Annotated in this window: 10 protein-coding genes and 1 pseudogene; 4 read left to right on the plus strand and 7 right to left on the minus strand. The window is 62.5% G+C overall.

Annotation, left to right across the window (positions count from 1 at the left end):
- Positions 1–36: 36 nt before the first annotated feature.
- The 7 genes and pseudogenes from ACNQPL_RS16435 to ACNQPL_RS16465 all read right to left on the minus strand — a co-directional run bounded on the left by ACNQPL_RS16435 (position 37) and on the right by ACNQPL_RS16465 (position 10,765).
- The gene (locus ACNQPL_RS16435) at positions 37–735 is read right to left on the minus strand and encodes a DNA-binding domain-containing protein (protein ID WP_416467265.1); all 699 of its coding nucleotides are present in this window, start codon (positions 733–735) and stop codon (positions 37–39) included.
- Positions 716–1,552, minus strand: coding sequence for a DUF692 domain-containing protein (locus tag ACNQPL_RS16440; RefSeq protein WP_346612922.1), 837 nt, complete (start codon positions 1,550–1,552; stop codon positions 716–718). Before ACNQPL_RS16440 ends, ACNQPL_RS16435 begins: the two co-directional genes overlap by 20 nt.
- A gap of 80 nt (positions 1,553–1,632) precedes the next feature.
- Positions 1,633–1,875 (minus strand): annotated as a pseudogene (locus ACNQPL_RS16445) (hypothetical protein); the annotation flags it as partial.
- Between the two features lie 170 nt (positions 1,876–2,045).
- Positions 2,046–2,597, minus strand: coding sequence for a DUF4174 domain-containing protein (locus ACNQPL_RS16450; RefSeq protein WP_346612921.1), 552 nt, complete (start codon positions 2,595–2,597; stop codon positions 2,046–2,048).
- A 233-nt stretch (positions 2,598–2,830) separates the two neighbouring features.
- Positions 2,831–7,345, minus strand: a complete 4,515-nt coding sequence (locus ACNQPL_RS16455; RefSeq protein ID WP_416467266.1) for an NEL-type E3 ubiquitin ligase domain-containing protein — start codon at positions 7,343–7,345, stop codon at positions 2,831–2,833.
- A gap of 78 nt (positions 7,346–7,423) precedes the next feature.
- On the minus strand, positions 7,424–9,784 hold the full coding sequence (locus ACNQPL_RS16460) for a DNA polymerase II (protein WP_416467267.1): 2,361 nt from the start codon (positions 9,782–9,784) through the stop codon (positions 7,424–7,426).
- A 60-nt stretch (positions 9,785–9,844) separates the two neighbouring features.
- Positions 9,845–10,765, minus strand: a complete 921-nt coding sequence (locus ACNQPL_RS16465; protein WP_346612918.1) for a LysR substrate-binding domain-containing protein — start codon at positions 10,763–10,765, stop codon at positions 9,845–9,847.
- Between the two features lie 160 nt (positions 10,766–10,925).
- Here ACNQPL_RS16465 and ACNQPL_RS16470 point away from each other — a divergent pair, with 160 nt between their 5' ends.
- The 4 genes from ACNQPL_RS16470 (at position 10,926) to ACNQPL_RS16485 (ending at position 14,312) form a co-directional block, all read left to right on the plus strand.
- Positions 10,926–11,708, plus strand: a complete 783-nt coding sequence (locus ACNQPL_RS16470) for a YqcI/YcgG family protein (protein ID WP_346612917.1) — start codon at positions 10,926–10,928, stop codon at positions 11,706–11,708.
- A gap of 2 nt (positions 11,709–11,710) precedes the next feature.
- The gene (locus tag ACNQPL_RS16475) at positions 11,711–12,337 is read left to right on the plus strand and encodes a LysE family translocator (protein ID WP_346612916.1); all 627 of its coding nucleotides are present in this window, start codon (positions 11,711–11,713) and stop codon (positions 12,335–12,337) included.
- 40 nt (positions 12,338–12,377) lie between these two features.
- Entirely contained in the window at positions 12,378–13,460 is a 1,083-nt protein-coding gene (locus ACNQPL_RS16480; protein WP_346612915.1) for a hypothetical protein, read from the plus strand.
- Between the two features lie 156 nt (positions 13,461–13,616).
- Complete coding sequence (locus ACNQPL_RS16485) at positions 13,617–14,312, plus strand: sel1 repeat family protein (protein ID WP_346612914.1); 696 nt, start codon at positions 13,617–13,619, stop codon at positions 14,310–14,312.
- The last annotated feature ends 53 nt before the right edge of the window (positions 14,313–14,365 follow it).

Genomic DNA, 14,365 nt, shown 5'->3' on the forward strand with positions numbered 1-14,365 from the left:
GGGCTCGTCGCCGCTGGCGACGAGCCCGTTTTCAGTTCAGCGCGTACCGATCACAACACCTAGCCCACGCAGGCTCTCGAGCAGCGCCAGGCCTTGCTGATGGTCTGCTCCCAAAGCCTGCAAGCGCTCGCGCCCACTGCCGTTCACCTGTGCCAGCAAGCGGTACGCCATGGGCGCCAGGCGTGAAAAGCGCACTTGCAGGCTGGCATCGCGATACACCATCAGCAAGGTTGGCAGCTCAGGGGCGTGCTCTGGCTGGAAGTCAGGGCCAATACGCTCCACCGGCCATTGATAGGCCAGTACCCTGGCCGTGCACGACAACAGCGGTTCGCCCTGCAGCAAATCGCCCTGTGGGTCGTGGGGCGGGTCTTCGGCATCGCTCAGGTAGAGCTGCGCCTCAACCCACTCGTAGTGCGCAAGCTCCAGCTGCCACGGGGTATCAGCCTGGATGCCCTGAAGGTAGTCGATGAACGCCTCGGCAACCTGGGTGAACAGCGGGGTTTGGCTGCGGTAGTTGGCGTAGAAATCACGCACCCGTGCATGCCAGCGCGGCTCGCCCAAGGTCTGGCGCAACACCGGGAAACTGCCCGCCAGCAGGCCTTCGATGGCGCCGTAGAACAGCTCGCGATAGACCTTCAAGCGGCGCTCTTCAATACCAGGCGGAGGGGGATGCCGGCCTGGGTCGCGCAGGTGCCGGGCCAAGGTGAACTGCTGCTCACGCAACGTTTTGCCCATGCGACACCCCCTGCTGTATCGCACGGATGCGCGCGGTTTCTTCAAGTAGCTTGGCCAACGGCGGGTAGTTGAAGTCACGTTCAAGGACTGTCGGTTGCGCCCCAAAGCGCTGGCAGGCCAGTGCGAACAAGGCCCAGACGTCATCCTTTACCGGCGCGCCGTGGGTGTCGACCTTGAAGTCCGGTGCTTCATCGTAATGCCCGGCTACATGCATGGCGGTGACCCGCGCAGCCGGCAGCCCGCGGAGAAAAGCCAGGGCGTCGTAACCCTGGTTGCAGGCATTGACGAACAGGTTGTTGACGTCCAGCAGCAGGTCGCAATCGGCCTCCGCGAGCACTGCCCGGATGAAGTCCAGCTCACTCAGCGCTTGATAAGGCGCGGCGTAATAGCTGATATTTTCCACGGCAATACGCCGCTGGAGATGGTCCTGGGCCTGGCGGATTCTGCCTGCAACCTGGTGTACCGCCTCGTCGGTAAAGGGGATCGGCATCAAGTCATAGAGATGGCCGTCATCGCTGCAGTAGCTCAAATGTTCACTGTACAGGCGCACCTTATGGCGATCGAGGAACTGTCGCGTCTGTTCCAGCAGTTCGAGGTTCAGCGGCAGGCTCCCCCCCAGCGACAACGACAAACCATGGCAGGTCAGCGCAAACCGCTCGGTGAGCTGCGACAGGCTACGGCCGTAGGCGCCCCCAACTCCGATCCAGTTTTCCGGTGCACACTCCAGAAAGTCCAGCGCACCCTCATCGAGAGTCAGCAGCTCGGGCATCAGACCACGGCGCAGGCCAAGGCCGGTGAACAAGGGTAAGAGGCTCATCGGTAAAGATCTCCACAACACGCACAACGCCCCACCTGACCTGCAGGCGGGGCGTTGCTTAACCCATGGGCAGGTCGTCAGCCTTTGGCGTCGGTCTTGGGCTTTGCGCCGCATTTGCCTTCACCGCACTTGCCTTCACTCTTAGTGGCCTTGTCGTCGGCGCCGCACTTGCCTTCACCACATTTGCCTTCCCCCGGCGCCTTGGCAGATGCCAGTTGATAACCCTGGGACAGTGGTTCTACAGCGAAGGCACTACTGCCAAGGGCCATGCTGCCGATCAAGGCGGCGCCGAACAGGCCGAGGTTTTTCCGTGCATCAATCATGATGAAGCTCCACATAAGTGCAATAGAGGAGCCATTAGAGCGTGAGGGAGCGTCGCCGATACATCACCACAATCAGCGCGATGTATAGGACTGGATGTCCAGAGTTGTCAGATTACAGAGCAGCAGTGCGCCCGCTCCTACGGCATACAGCGAGGAGCGGGTGAGCCCTGTCAGTCCTCCAGCGGCTTGGGCGGCGCTGCAGGCTTGGCGGGTTTGGCGGGTTTGCTGTCCTTGGCCTTGGGCTCAGGAACGGCCGCAACCGGTTCCGGGGCGGCCACAGCCTTCTCGGTCGCTGGCAATTCATCGACCGCCTTGATGATGGCCTGCGGATCGAGCTTCTCGCCCGACTCGTCATCCTTGAGCATATGCCGCTCGCCATCCTTGCCCACGAGGATCACTTTGGTGCCCTTGCTCGCACCCAGCTTGAGCTCACGGATCAGCGCCATGGTGGTCTGCTGTTCGAGGTTCTTGTCCTCGCGCTTGCCCATCATGTTGGCGACGCTGTAGACAACCACGCCGCGCTCCTTGAATGCCGCTTGGGTAGCGGGATCCTTGAGCGCCTCGTTCAACCCCCGCAACGTAGGGTCGGCTGAACTGGGCGCAATGATCACCAAAGGCCGTGCCTTGCCCAGCTCCTTGGCCAGAGGGGCATCACTGTCGGCGGCGAACAACGGGCCAGTGACGGCGAGCAAGGTGGCGAGGGTCAGTGACCGGACGAGCATACGCATCTCCTTATTGTCTCGATAAACCAGTGACTACAGATCACGGAGAAAAATCCGACCCGGAGCCTAAACCACTTCGAACATCAGTTGGTCAGGGAAAAGTAACTGGCGGTTTCCAATGAGGCTTCAGCCCAGGATGCAAGCGTTATGGGAAACAGCCAACACCCTGACTGAGCATAGTCCAAAGCCACTGCGGACAAAACTGCACAAGGCCTTGCCTTCCTCGGGGACTGTCAGCGCACCTCTATGGGAGGGTCCGCCGGGCCGGACGCCAGAAGCCTGAGCGTCACATCCAACATCAAGCCACGCCGCGCCGCCCGCTGCTCCCCCAGAATGGCGTCCGACTGGTCACGCCGCTCCTCGTCCGTGAGTGCCTCGTCGTCGAGTACTGCATCCAGACGGCGGCGGAATGGGAGGTCCACCTGGGCGAAAGTATCGGGTTGGGCGCGTTCCAGGTGCGCCTGCCAAAACGTGCGATCCACCAGCGAGCGTGCCACCGCTTCCTGCGTTTCGGCCTGGTAGACAGCCGCTTCTGCCCGAGCCAGATGCTCATCCGTGACCCCTGCCAGCGGACGGAAACTCATCTCGCCCACCTCGATGGGCAAATTCAGACGATGGCGCAAACCCAGACGATAGGCGAGCCCCACCTCGCTTTCATCGGGATTGCCACCGCGGTCGATGATCTCCTGTACGGCAAGGCGGTCAACTTCGTCCAGGCGCCACAAACGCCGCCCCAAATCAATCAAGCTCTGTTCGGTACCCCCGTGATCACCGGACTGGGCATTCCACACCAGCCTGTTCAATTCAAGGTTGCTCAGACACCAGGTAGCGCCGTCCTGGCACCCCCACTCATCGTTGGCAACGGTCAACAGTTGCTCACGCAGGGCTGGCTCCTTCGCCATCGCCTGCAACAGGCTCAGCACCCGCTGCGCCATTGCCTGAGCATCGATGTGAAAGTCGGCGGAATGCAGCAGTTGCTGCAGCACACGGAAGAAGCGGTCTGCAGGCTCCCCTACATCCACAGCTTCCCACGCGGCCACCAGCAGCCCTCGATAACGTGGCCCCACAGCGTCCCCCCAGACATCACGGGCACGAACGATCTGTTCGCGCAGAAACGCCTCATCAGACGGTGCAAGTGGTGCCATCAGAGAAGCTTGCAGGCGTATCAGCTCGGCCTCCCCGAACGGATTCCCGGCCAGCCTGATCCTTCGTCGAAATGCCACAGGCACTTCATGGAACCACGCCGGGACCTGCCTGATACGGTTCTCGCGCAAATCCACGTAAAGCAACCCAGGGTTATCGCTCAGCCCAGCGGGGAACTGGTCGACCCCAGTGTTGCGCATGTTCAGCCACCGCAGTGCCCCCAGCCCTCGGAGCGTGAACGTGCGCCCCAGCGGGTTGTGGGACAAATCGATGTATTCCAGCCCGCTGGCGCTTCCCAGGGTAGCCGCCTGGCTGCTACTCAAGACAATCTGGTTGTTGGTCAGGGTCAGCTGGCGCAAGTGCTGCATTTGCAGCAGAGGTTGCGGCAAACGCGTCAAAACGTTGCCCCCGAGGTCCAGCTCTCTCAGATTAGGGAAGGCCAGCAGAAAGCTCGTTGGAATATCTTGCAGCTCCATGCGCAGCAGCGACAGATCCGACACATGTGAAAAGCTGACCTGCGCCGGGATTTCCGGAAGCTCGCCAGGTTGATTGTTGTACAGGACCATGCGGTAGTCGTGGTCAATGTTGAGATTGGCCTGCCCAGCGTCGGTCGTACGCCGCCAGCAGTCGATCAGCGTATCGACCACATTGATCCGGTCGTCCCTCACCGCGCCGTCTGACTCCACCATCCACGCCCACAAGCTGTCACGCAACACCGTGAGCTCCTGCCTCAGTTCAACCAGAACCTCCCCTACCCGACGGCCCGACAACTGGACACGTTCGCTCCAGACCGCCACTTGCTCGTCACTGAAGGACGGGTACAGGTCCCGCACGGTTGCCGCAAGCGACCTGTCGCCACGGCCAAGCCCACCCGAGTTGCAGCCCCCCAAGGGGTAACCCAACAAACCTTCGCCGACCCGCCGTGGTGGCCGGAAAGCGCCGGGCCGCTGCAAGCCGAGCAGACGGCCGACTTCGCTGCGTCGTTGCAGCGCCACGCGCCCAAGCAGGACTCGCAAATTGTGTGCGAATGGGGCCCCTACCGTCATGGCCTCTCGTTGGCCGGGTGCGTACGCGAAGGCGATGACGTCGAACATCTCCCCTGGCACGCCATATCGCCCACCCTGTGCATCGAATAGCTGAAAGGAGCCATTTAAGTGGACCAGATCGAATGCCTCGGTACCCTCTTCGGTGGACATCAACAGTGGCCCGTTGAGATAGCCTTCGAATAGCCGCCAACGTACACCCTGAGCGGTGCCAGGCAGGTGCTTGAGCAACCCCAAGGCCACGCGTGCCAGGTCGGCGTTCTGTGGCGTGTCCAGGAAGAAACCCTCGAATACGCGCGCCCGACGAATGTCCTGCACGCTACCCCTGGCGGCTTCCGCCAGGGGTAGCGGGACCCGGCCGGTCGCCAACAGGCGCCTGCGATCATCCCCGCTGGCCGAGCGCAGCAACCCTTGCGCGGCACGCCGGTGCAGCCCAGGAAACACCCGGCGCAGCAGTGCGCAGTCGGCAGTGTCGGTGACTTGGATAGCGTCATAAAGGCGCCCTAACAAAACACGACGCTGGGCCCAGGCCAGCTCGGCCAGTGCCTGGTAAGACAGGCCATCGGCACCTGGCAGGCCCTGGGCGTGTTGCAGCACCGTGATGTCGTCGACCTGCTCACCACCGCGCAAACGGCTGACCATCCGGCGTATGCGCCGGTCGAGCCTTGAGCGCTCTGCGCTATCCAGCAAGCCTGGCTGCGGCGCTCGCCCGTAGACGTGCAGGGCCCTCAACTGATCCGCGGCCAATCCATGAAAGCTCAATACTTCATCAATCTGCTCATCGCTCATGCCATCCAAGGGGGGGCCTAGGCGGCGGAACATGCGGTGTGTGTCACGCCATTCGGACGGTTGCTCGCTCCATAGACGCCAGGCGCCGGCGCCGTTATTTCGCAGCGCTGGGCCATGCTGGTTGCGCGGGCGAAGCTGCCATTGGCCGTTGCCGGCCGAGTCCGTCACTGAATAGTGGTACCCGTCCATTTCGATCCAGGCCTCTCCCTCGAGCCGCCTGACACCCAGCGCATCGGGCGCTGACGCAGCGCTCGGCACCAGGCTGCGGAACGGAGCAAGCTCGGGCTTCCAGAGTTTGGTGCTGCCGTCCTCCAACCGCGCAGGCAGCATGCCGTCGACTACCGCAGAGCGCGTCCACAAGCGCCGGGCGACGGTGATGCCTGCTGCGGTGGCCGCGAGCACTGCGAGGTCGGTAGCCACATTGGTCATATGGTCGAGGGCCGCTTGAGCATCACCGTCATGCCAAGCCTCGATGCCATGGTAGACCTCACCCAGCAGCTCCCACGCAGTAACCGCCAACAACACCAGGCCTATGCTCGGCACAAACAGGCCGGCCAGATTGAGCAGCGCCCAGCCTTCTGCGGCCAGCCGCTCATCATGGGCGCGCTGCAGGTCACGATCGAGTCGGGCCACCGGCATCACGATGAGCGATGCATCCTCCTTGATCTGGCGTATCCGCGATTGTGCGAGGCTGTTGAACAACGGCTCCGGATAAGCCCGCAGGTGTGGCTTCAAGTCAAAACTTGCCCAGTCGGGAAGGTCGTCAAAAGCCGTGACCACACTGGCAAAGAACGCCGAGCTGTCGCGGCGCAGCACGAACCGGCTGAAAAAACGCTGATACGTCTTGACGCGTAAGCGATGCCCCAGCTCGCGGTTGAGGGCCTCCAGGCTTTGGAATGCGCGCCAAGGCGCTACCGGATCGCCTGGCACGTATATCAATAGCCGTCGCGTGGTATCGAGCAGCGGGCCTTGGTCGATCACATCCAGCACAACAATCTGTTCCAGCGCACAGTTGAGCAGCGTCAGGCGCTTGGGCACTACCAGGTCACCCGCAAGGCGCAGCAATTTGCCGTCGATGCACATGGCGGTTATCAGTTCCAGCTCACTGTCCTCCAGGGCCTCATCCAGCCTGGCTTTGTACGCATCCACCAGCATCGCGTAGCGGCTGGTGTTGACCAGCAGCGCCTCCACCCGCTTCTCGTCATTGGCGGGCTTGAGGATGGCATCCAGATGGCGTTGATAAGCCTGCCCCATGTCCAACTCCCGGCACAACGCCGCAAATTCGATCGCCGTGGGTGGTTCGGCCTGCCCCTGCCGCGGCACGAGCAGGCGGTTGCCCACGGGTTGGCCGCCAGCCGTGGCTTGTTCGCAAGTAAAGTTTCGCAGCACCACTTCGAGCAGCGGTTTTTCTTCGTACACCACCCTGGTGAGGTGGGCCCCTACGGGTTGAGCATTGATTACTGGCTCTCGACGGCCTTGCAAGAACGTCAATCGACGCAGGTTGTAGCTGACACCATGACGCTGCGCGAGCGCGTCCTCCATGGCCGAGGCAACAAAATCGTCGATGTTTTCGATACGCGCCTCCAAGGCGCCCAGCTGTTGACGGAACTTGAGGCTCTTGGCCAATGCCTCGGCTAATGCCGGCAGCTGCGCAACGGGTACTTTGCGCAGCCAGGGCGGCAGCCGCTCGCCGATGATGCCATCCTGAAAAGCCTCGCTGGCGCGACGCAATTGCTCGTAACGGTGCTCATCTGGCGGTGATGCGGTAGCCATCTCGAAGCCTCCTTAAAATAAAGAGGCCAGGCTAGACAGGGCACGTTGGTCGAGGCGTTAGATAGCTAACGCCAGGGCTCAGAACAACAGCAACTGGCGGTCGGTCAATGCCGCAAAATCGTCACCGACGAAGGGCAGGATGGCATCGGCCACCGGCTGCAGTTGCCTGCTGAAGTAGTGGTCATAGTCAATTGGCGACTGCAGGTTCTCCATCGGTTCCGGCCCCGCCGTGGTGATCACGTAGCTGATCCAGCCACCCTTCTGGTATTGCTGCGCACGCCCCAGGCGGCGGTTGTAGTCATCAGCCAGGCGCGCGGCACGGACATGCGGTGGCACGTTGCGTTGGTAGTCGGCCAGCGGCCGGCGCAGGCGCTTGCGGTAGATCAGCAGCTCGTCCAGCTGGCCCGCCAGGGTCTGCGCCACGAACCCGCGTACATAATCACGGTACGGCTGGCCGCGGAAGATCCGCCCGTACAAGGCCTGCTGGAACTGTCGGGCCAGTGGTGACCAGTCGGTACGCACCGACTCCAGGCCCTTGTACACCATGTCTTCGCTACCATCGGCGCGCTGCACCAGCCCTGCATAGCGCTTCTTGCTGCCCTCGTCGGCACCTCGAATGGTGGGCATCAGAAAGCGCCGGTAATGGGTTTCGAACTGCAGCTCAAGCGCGCTTTCCAGGCCCATGGTTTCGCGCAGGTGCTGGCGCCACCACTGGTTGACCTCGGCTACCAGTTCGCGGCCAATGCGGGCCGCAGCTTCCTCGCCATGGGCGCCCTTGAGCCAGACGAAGGTTGAATCGGTGTCGCCATAGATCACGTCGTAGCCCCGCGCCTCGATCAGCGCGCGGGTCTGGCGCATGATCTGATGGCCACGCATGGTGATCGATGACGCCAGGCGCGGGTCGAAAAACCGGCAACCGCTTGAACCCAGAACGCCGTAGAAGGCATTCATGATGATCTTCAGAGCCTGCGACAACGGTGCGTTGCCTTCGCGCTTGGCTTCTTCCCTGCCCTGCCAGACCCGCTCGACGATCGCCGGCAGGCAATGCAGGTTGCGCGAGAAACGCCCGCCTCGAAAACCCTCGACCGAACGCGTGTCATCCGGCTGGCGCAAGCCTTCGACCAGGCCCACCGGGTCGATCAGGAACGTGCGGATGATCGCGGGGTACAGGCTTTTGTAGTCGAGCACCAGCACCGAGTCATACAGGCCCGGGCGCGAATCCATCACAAACCCACCGGGGCTGGCCTCATCCGGTCGGCTGCCCAGATTAGGCGCCACGAAGCCAAGCCGATGCATGTGCGGGATATACAGATGACAGAACGCCGCCACCGAACCGCCGCTGCGGTCCACTGCCAGCCCGGTGACGGATGAGCGCTCGAGCAGAAACTCCAGCAACCGGGTATGGGCGAAGATACGCGTCACCAGCTCGCAGTCCTTGAGGTTGTAACGGGCCAGGGCCGGCTTGTCCTCGGCGAACATGCGGTTGATCTCGTCCATGCGCTGGTAAGGCGTATCGATCGCCTTGCCTTCACCCAGCAACGTCTGCGCGACGTTTTCCAGGCTGAACGAGGGGAAACTCCAGGTGGCCGAACGCAGGGCTTCGATGCCATCGATCAGCAGCCGGCCAGGTGCATCTGCGAACACATGGCCGCCGTTGGCGTGGGCACGCAAGGTCATGGGCGCGCCATTGCGCCCCAGCGTCAACGGCACCTGCAGTTGTTTGGCATGCTCATGCAGGATGCGCAGGTCGAACTGGATCAGGTTCCAGCCGATGATTGCATCCGGGTCGTGTTCGGCCATCCACTGGTTCAGGCAGTGAAGCAGCTCAGCGCGGTCGGGGCAGTAGCGCAGGTCGAAATCCACGTTACTGGCCTGAGCATTGGCACTGCCCAACATGAATACCTGGCGTTGGCCGCATCCCTCTACGGCAATGCTGTACAACTCGCCACGTTCGCTGGTTTCGATATCCAGCGATGCCAGACGCAATGGCGGGCGGTAGTGTGCGCAGGGTTTGAGTTGAGCATCACAGATGACCCCTTGGGCATCCGGGTGCCCGGCAAACTGCACCGCAGCCGTGATGAACCGCTCCATCAGGTAGCGCTCGGGCGGGCGGATATCGCCCTCGAACACCTCGACGCCGGCGCTGCGCAGGCGTTGTTCCAGTTGCATCAGTTGCCGCTGCTGACGGCAGTAAACACCCATCACTGGCCGGTGCTCGAAATCACGCAGGCTCAAGGCTTTGAGTTCAACACCTGTTTCATCGGCCAGCAACAGCCGCGCATGCTCGGCCTGCGCCTGCAGGATGAACATCACTGAGCCGTGCGGGGCCAGGCGCAACAGGCGTGGCCCCTGGTCGGTGGCCAGCCAGAACTCCACGCAGGTGCCTTCGGGCGTGTCATGCCAATGCCGGGTCAGGACAAAGCCCTGCTGCAACTCCACTGCGTTGTCCTCGGTGCAACCGATAGGTCGGATAAGGTAATTCTACCCTTGTGCGGGCAATCAGCCGTACAGGTAGTTGATGTCCTTGTAGGCCAACGGTGGCACCTGGCCGAGCAGGAAGTCGCGCAACTTGTGCATCTGTCTTGCCTTGGGGCTGGATTTGAGCCAGGTCATGTAATACCCGTCTCCTGTCGCCACGGCATGCTTGAACGGCGTGACCAGGCGCCCGGCACCCAGGTCGGCACTGGCCAGCACCAGGTCGACCACCGAGATACCCAGGCCCTGTTGGGCTGCGGAAATGCCCTGATCGAGGGTGTCGAACACCTGGCCCTGGTCGATGCTGATGTCCAGCGCATCCATGCGCGCCAGCCAGCGCCGCCAGTCGCGGCGGTCCGGTGACGGGTGCAGCAGTTCGCACTGGCGCAAATCGCCCAGTGCAGGTTGCTCATGTGCCATGTAGTCCGGGTGGCACACCGGGATCAGCCATTCATCGAACAGCTTGAAGCTCTCGATATCGGCGGCAAAGCTGCCGCTGGACAGCAGAAACGCGCAATCGTAGGGCTCGGAGTAGAAGTCCACGGTGTCGATGTCCATCCACACGCTCGACAGCTGCACGCTGCAGCTGTCGTCGACTTTCTTGAACGCATCCAGTGCCCGCAGCAGCCAGCGCACGGTGAGCGTCGAAGGTGCCTTGAGGCGCAGCCCGTAGCGGTCCTGGCGCAGCAGCGCGCAAGCGTTTTCGATGATCTTGAAGCCGACCTTCAGCTCCTGCGACAGCAGCCGCCCGTGTTCGGTGAGGCTCAACTTGGGGCCGCGGCGCTCGAACAAGTCGCAGCCGAACATACCTTCAAGGGTCTTGATGTGGTGGCTGACGGCGCCCTGGGTCAGCGCCAGCTCTTCAGCCGCGCGGGTGAACGACCCGTAACGCGAGGCGACCTCGAAGGCACGCAATGCATGCAAAGCCTGAATCCGTTCCGACATGACGCCCCCGAAGCATGAGTAAGACTAATAGTAGGTCATAGTTCCACGCGTTTTACAACGTTAACTGCGTCTCAGAAAATGCAGGTAAATAACAAAGATAAGCCAATAACCTGCCTGCATATGTCTGTAACTTTCTGTTAATCAAACGCCTGGGGAAATCATGTTTACGGGTTATGGAAACTGCTATCGCCTGGATGCGCTAGAGCTGGCCGCTGAACATGTCCGGAACACGCAGCATTGGACGCACAAAACCATACAACATTTTCGCGACATCCTCGCCAACCCTGACTTCCCTTGCCTGTTCGGGCGCAAGGCGGTGGCTGGCGAATCCTGCCACATTCTGTTCGCCCGGGCCGAACAACTGGCCGACGACATCGCTCAAGGCCTCGCCGACTACGTCCGCACCATTACCCCCGTGCCAATCAAGCAACGTATCGGCAGCCCGCTGGTGGTGTTTCTCGAAACGGCCGCCGACAGCACCCTTGCCGAACAACAGGCGCTGGCCTGGAAGGTACTGCGCGGCGTGCACGCGCGCGACCCGCACCCCTGGCCCCAGGCGATACCCAGCGACCCCAATGACAGTGGCTGGTCATTTTGCTACGCCGGCATGCCATTGTTCATCAACATGAACTTTCCCGGCCACCGACAGATGAGAAGCCGCAACCTGGGCAACCACATCACTTTCGTCATCAACCCGCGGGAAAACTTCGACGAAGTAGCCAACGCCGGCACCGAGAGCGGCAAGCGGATTCGTGCACGCATCCGCGAACGGGTGCACCACTACAACGACGGCGTCATGCCCGACAGCCTCGGCTTCTTCGGCCAGGCCGACAATTTTGAATGGAAGCAATACCAACTGCAGGAAGCAGGCTCGCTCAACCCGTCGCGCTGCCCCTTTCATGCCCACGCCCACGCCACGCCCGACACACAGATCGAGAATTGACCGTGAATACCGCACTGACCCTCACCTACGCCCTGACCGTCCTGCTGCTGATCGCCACCCCTGGCCCCGTGGTGGCATTGATCGTCAACACCGCTGCGGCCTCTGGCTCGCGCAAGGCCATGTTTACCGCCGTTGGCACCAACTGGGCATCCTTGGTACTGATCGGCGCCGCTGCCTGGGTCATCCTGACCAGCGCGGCCATCGACAAGGCCTGGCTCAGCGGCATGAGCCTGCTGGGCTGCCTGTTCATCGGCTACATCGCCGTAAGCACCCTGCGCGAGTGCCTTCAGGCGCCTGCCGCCGAAGCCGAGGCGCACCCCCCAAAAGCTGGGCGCGGCGGCTTGTGGCAAGGGTTCATGGTGGGTATTTCCAACCCGAAGGACATCATTTTCTTCATCGCCTTCTTCCCGCAGTTCATCCAGATCACCGAATCATTCGGCAAAAGCATGGTGGTGCTGTCACTGCTCTGGGTGGCCATCGATTTCGCTGTGCTCAGCCTGTACATCTTCGCCATCGGCAAGCTCGCCTCGCAGCGCAGCAACCGCGTGATTTCCCTGGCCTCAGGGGTTGCCCTGCTGCTGATCGCCGTCGGCGGCCTGGCCTACAACTTCAAGGAGCTGGCGGGCTGAAGCCCAAAGCGACAGCAACGCCAGAGCCGAAGGATCGCCCATGACCTCGTCCAACCCCGCAACGCACGCTTCGACGCTGCAACCGGACTACCAGCGCTTCCTGCAACTGGGCACTCGGCGCGCCCCACATACCCTGCATGTGCACGAAAGTGGCTACCGCTCGGGTACCATCAACACCGACGCACTTGGGCTGCGCTACAGCCATTGCACCGGCAAGCGCTTTTCCGCCGCCGAACGCGGCGGCACGGCACGGGTCAACCTGCTGGTCGGCGGCTCGACCGCGCTGGGTATCGGTGCCAGTTCCGACGAGCATACGGTGGCCTCGCAGCTGTCGATACTGACCGGTGAAGTGTGGCTGAGCTTGGCGGGCTGTGGGCTGAATGCGAGCCAGGAGCTTCTGCTGTTTCTCACCCACCAGCACCGCCTCGGCGAAGTGGGCCATGTGGTAGTGCTCAGCGGCCTGAATACCTTGGCACATGAAGCGCTGGGCGAGGTGCTGACTGGTCCGCACGAGCTGCAGCACGCCAAGGCGCATCAGGGGTACCTGCACAGTTTCAACGAAGGCCTGCAGCCCACCAGCCCGGCGCGCCGGGATTCACTGTGGCAACGCCTGGGCCAGGCGCTGGCGCCGCGCCGGCAGGAGCAGGCCTTGGGCTGGTCGTTATCGCCGCCGGAGAAGCGCCTGGCACGCGCCGCCGACAGCATTGGCCGCACCTTGCGCCAGTGGGAGCGGATGCTGGCCGACAGCCACGCCACCCTCACCTTCATTCTGCAACCGCTGCTGCCCTGGTGCCGCGAAACCCTGCCTGCCGGTGAGCAAGCCATGCTGGCGTCGGTGGAACGCCAGCCTGCCAATTTCGACCGCCTGCTCGATGGCGCCTTCGACAGCCAGCTGCACATGGCATTCTTCAGGCGCATCAAAAGCCAGGCAGACCCGGTGCCGTGCTACGACATGAACAGCATGCTCAGCAGCTCGCCCGTTTTCGGCGCTGACCTGTTCATAGACCGCTTGCACCTCAACGATTTGGGCAACAATGCCTTGGCCAAGGTGATCACGGCCAAACTGGGCCTTGCCCAGGAAAAACATGCGCAACGCAAGGTCACGCCGATCAAGCTCGTCTGACAGTTGACCGCCGGCCTTTCGGTCTGCCCCTACGCTTGGCTAGAATAGGCAGTCGTTCCGATTCGCCCGAGGCGCACGCGTACCTGTGATGAACACCCATTCTGCCCACCTGTACCTGGCTACCCACCGTGGCTTCACCTGCTGCGAGGCGCCTACGTGAGCCGCGCAGCGCTCGGGCCGGTGTTGCTCGTCACCTTGGCACCGTTAGCCGCACAAGCGCTCGAAGCGCGCATCGACCCCCACGCCGACCTGTTGTACCGCCAGGCGCTGCCCTTGCTGGAGCAGGCGGACAACCCCGACGACAGTGCCAGCCCCCTGCGCACCGCCGTTGGCGGCGACCCGGAACTCAACCGGCAAGGCCAGGCACTGGCTCGCACGCTGCCAACGGCGGTGGCACTGCTGAAAAAGTCGGTGGAACTCGGCCACCCGGTGGCCCAGTATCGCCTGGCGCTGTACTACACGACCTACCTGCCTGCGGCACAGATACCCGATGCCGCCTGCCCGTTGCTGGAGGCCAGCCTCAATCAGGGCTTTGCCCCGCCGGCCACGGCAATTGCCACCTGGTGCTCGGGGTACAACGCCAGCCCAGCCTATCGCGAGGCCCTCGAAGCGATCCCGAGCATGGCGACGCTTTATGCACCCTATTACCCACAGCCGGCCACCCGCCTGGCGTGCAGCCGCAGCCAGCCACAGGGCCTGCAGATGCAGTGGGGACGCCAGCGTGACTACCAGGCCGAAGTCTATCGCCTGCTGGGTGACCTGGACCCGCAACACAGCCGCTCCCTGCTGCAGAAGGCCGTGGAAATCAATGGCTGTATAGCGGCCCAGCAACGCTTGACCAGCCAGCGGTAACACGCCTGCCTTGAGTGGGCGCAGCGGCGCCAAACGAGCAAGATCGTTCAAGC

The organism is Pseudomonas sp. LFS044 (assembly GCF_047978245.1).
In the GTDB taxonomy this organism is placed as follows: Bacteria; Pseudomonadota; Gammaproteobacteria; order Pseudomonadales; family Pseudomonadaceae; genus Aquipseudomonas.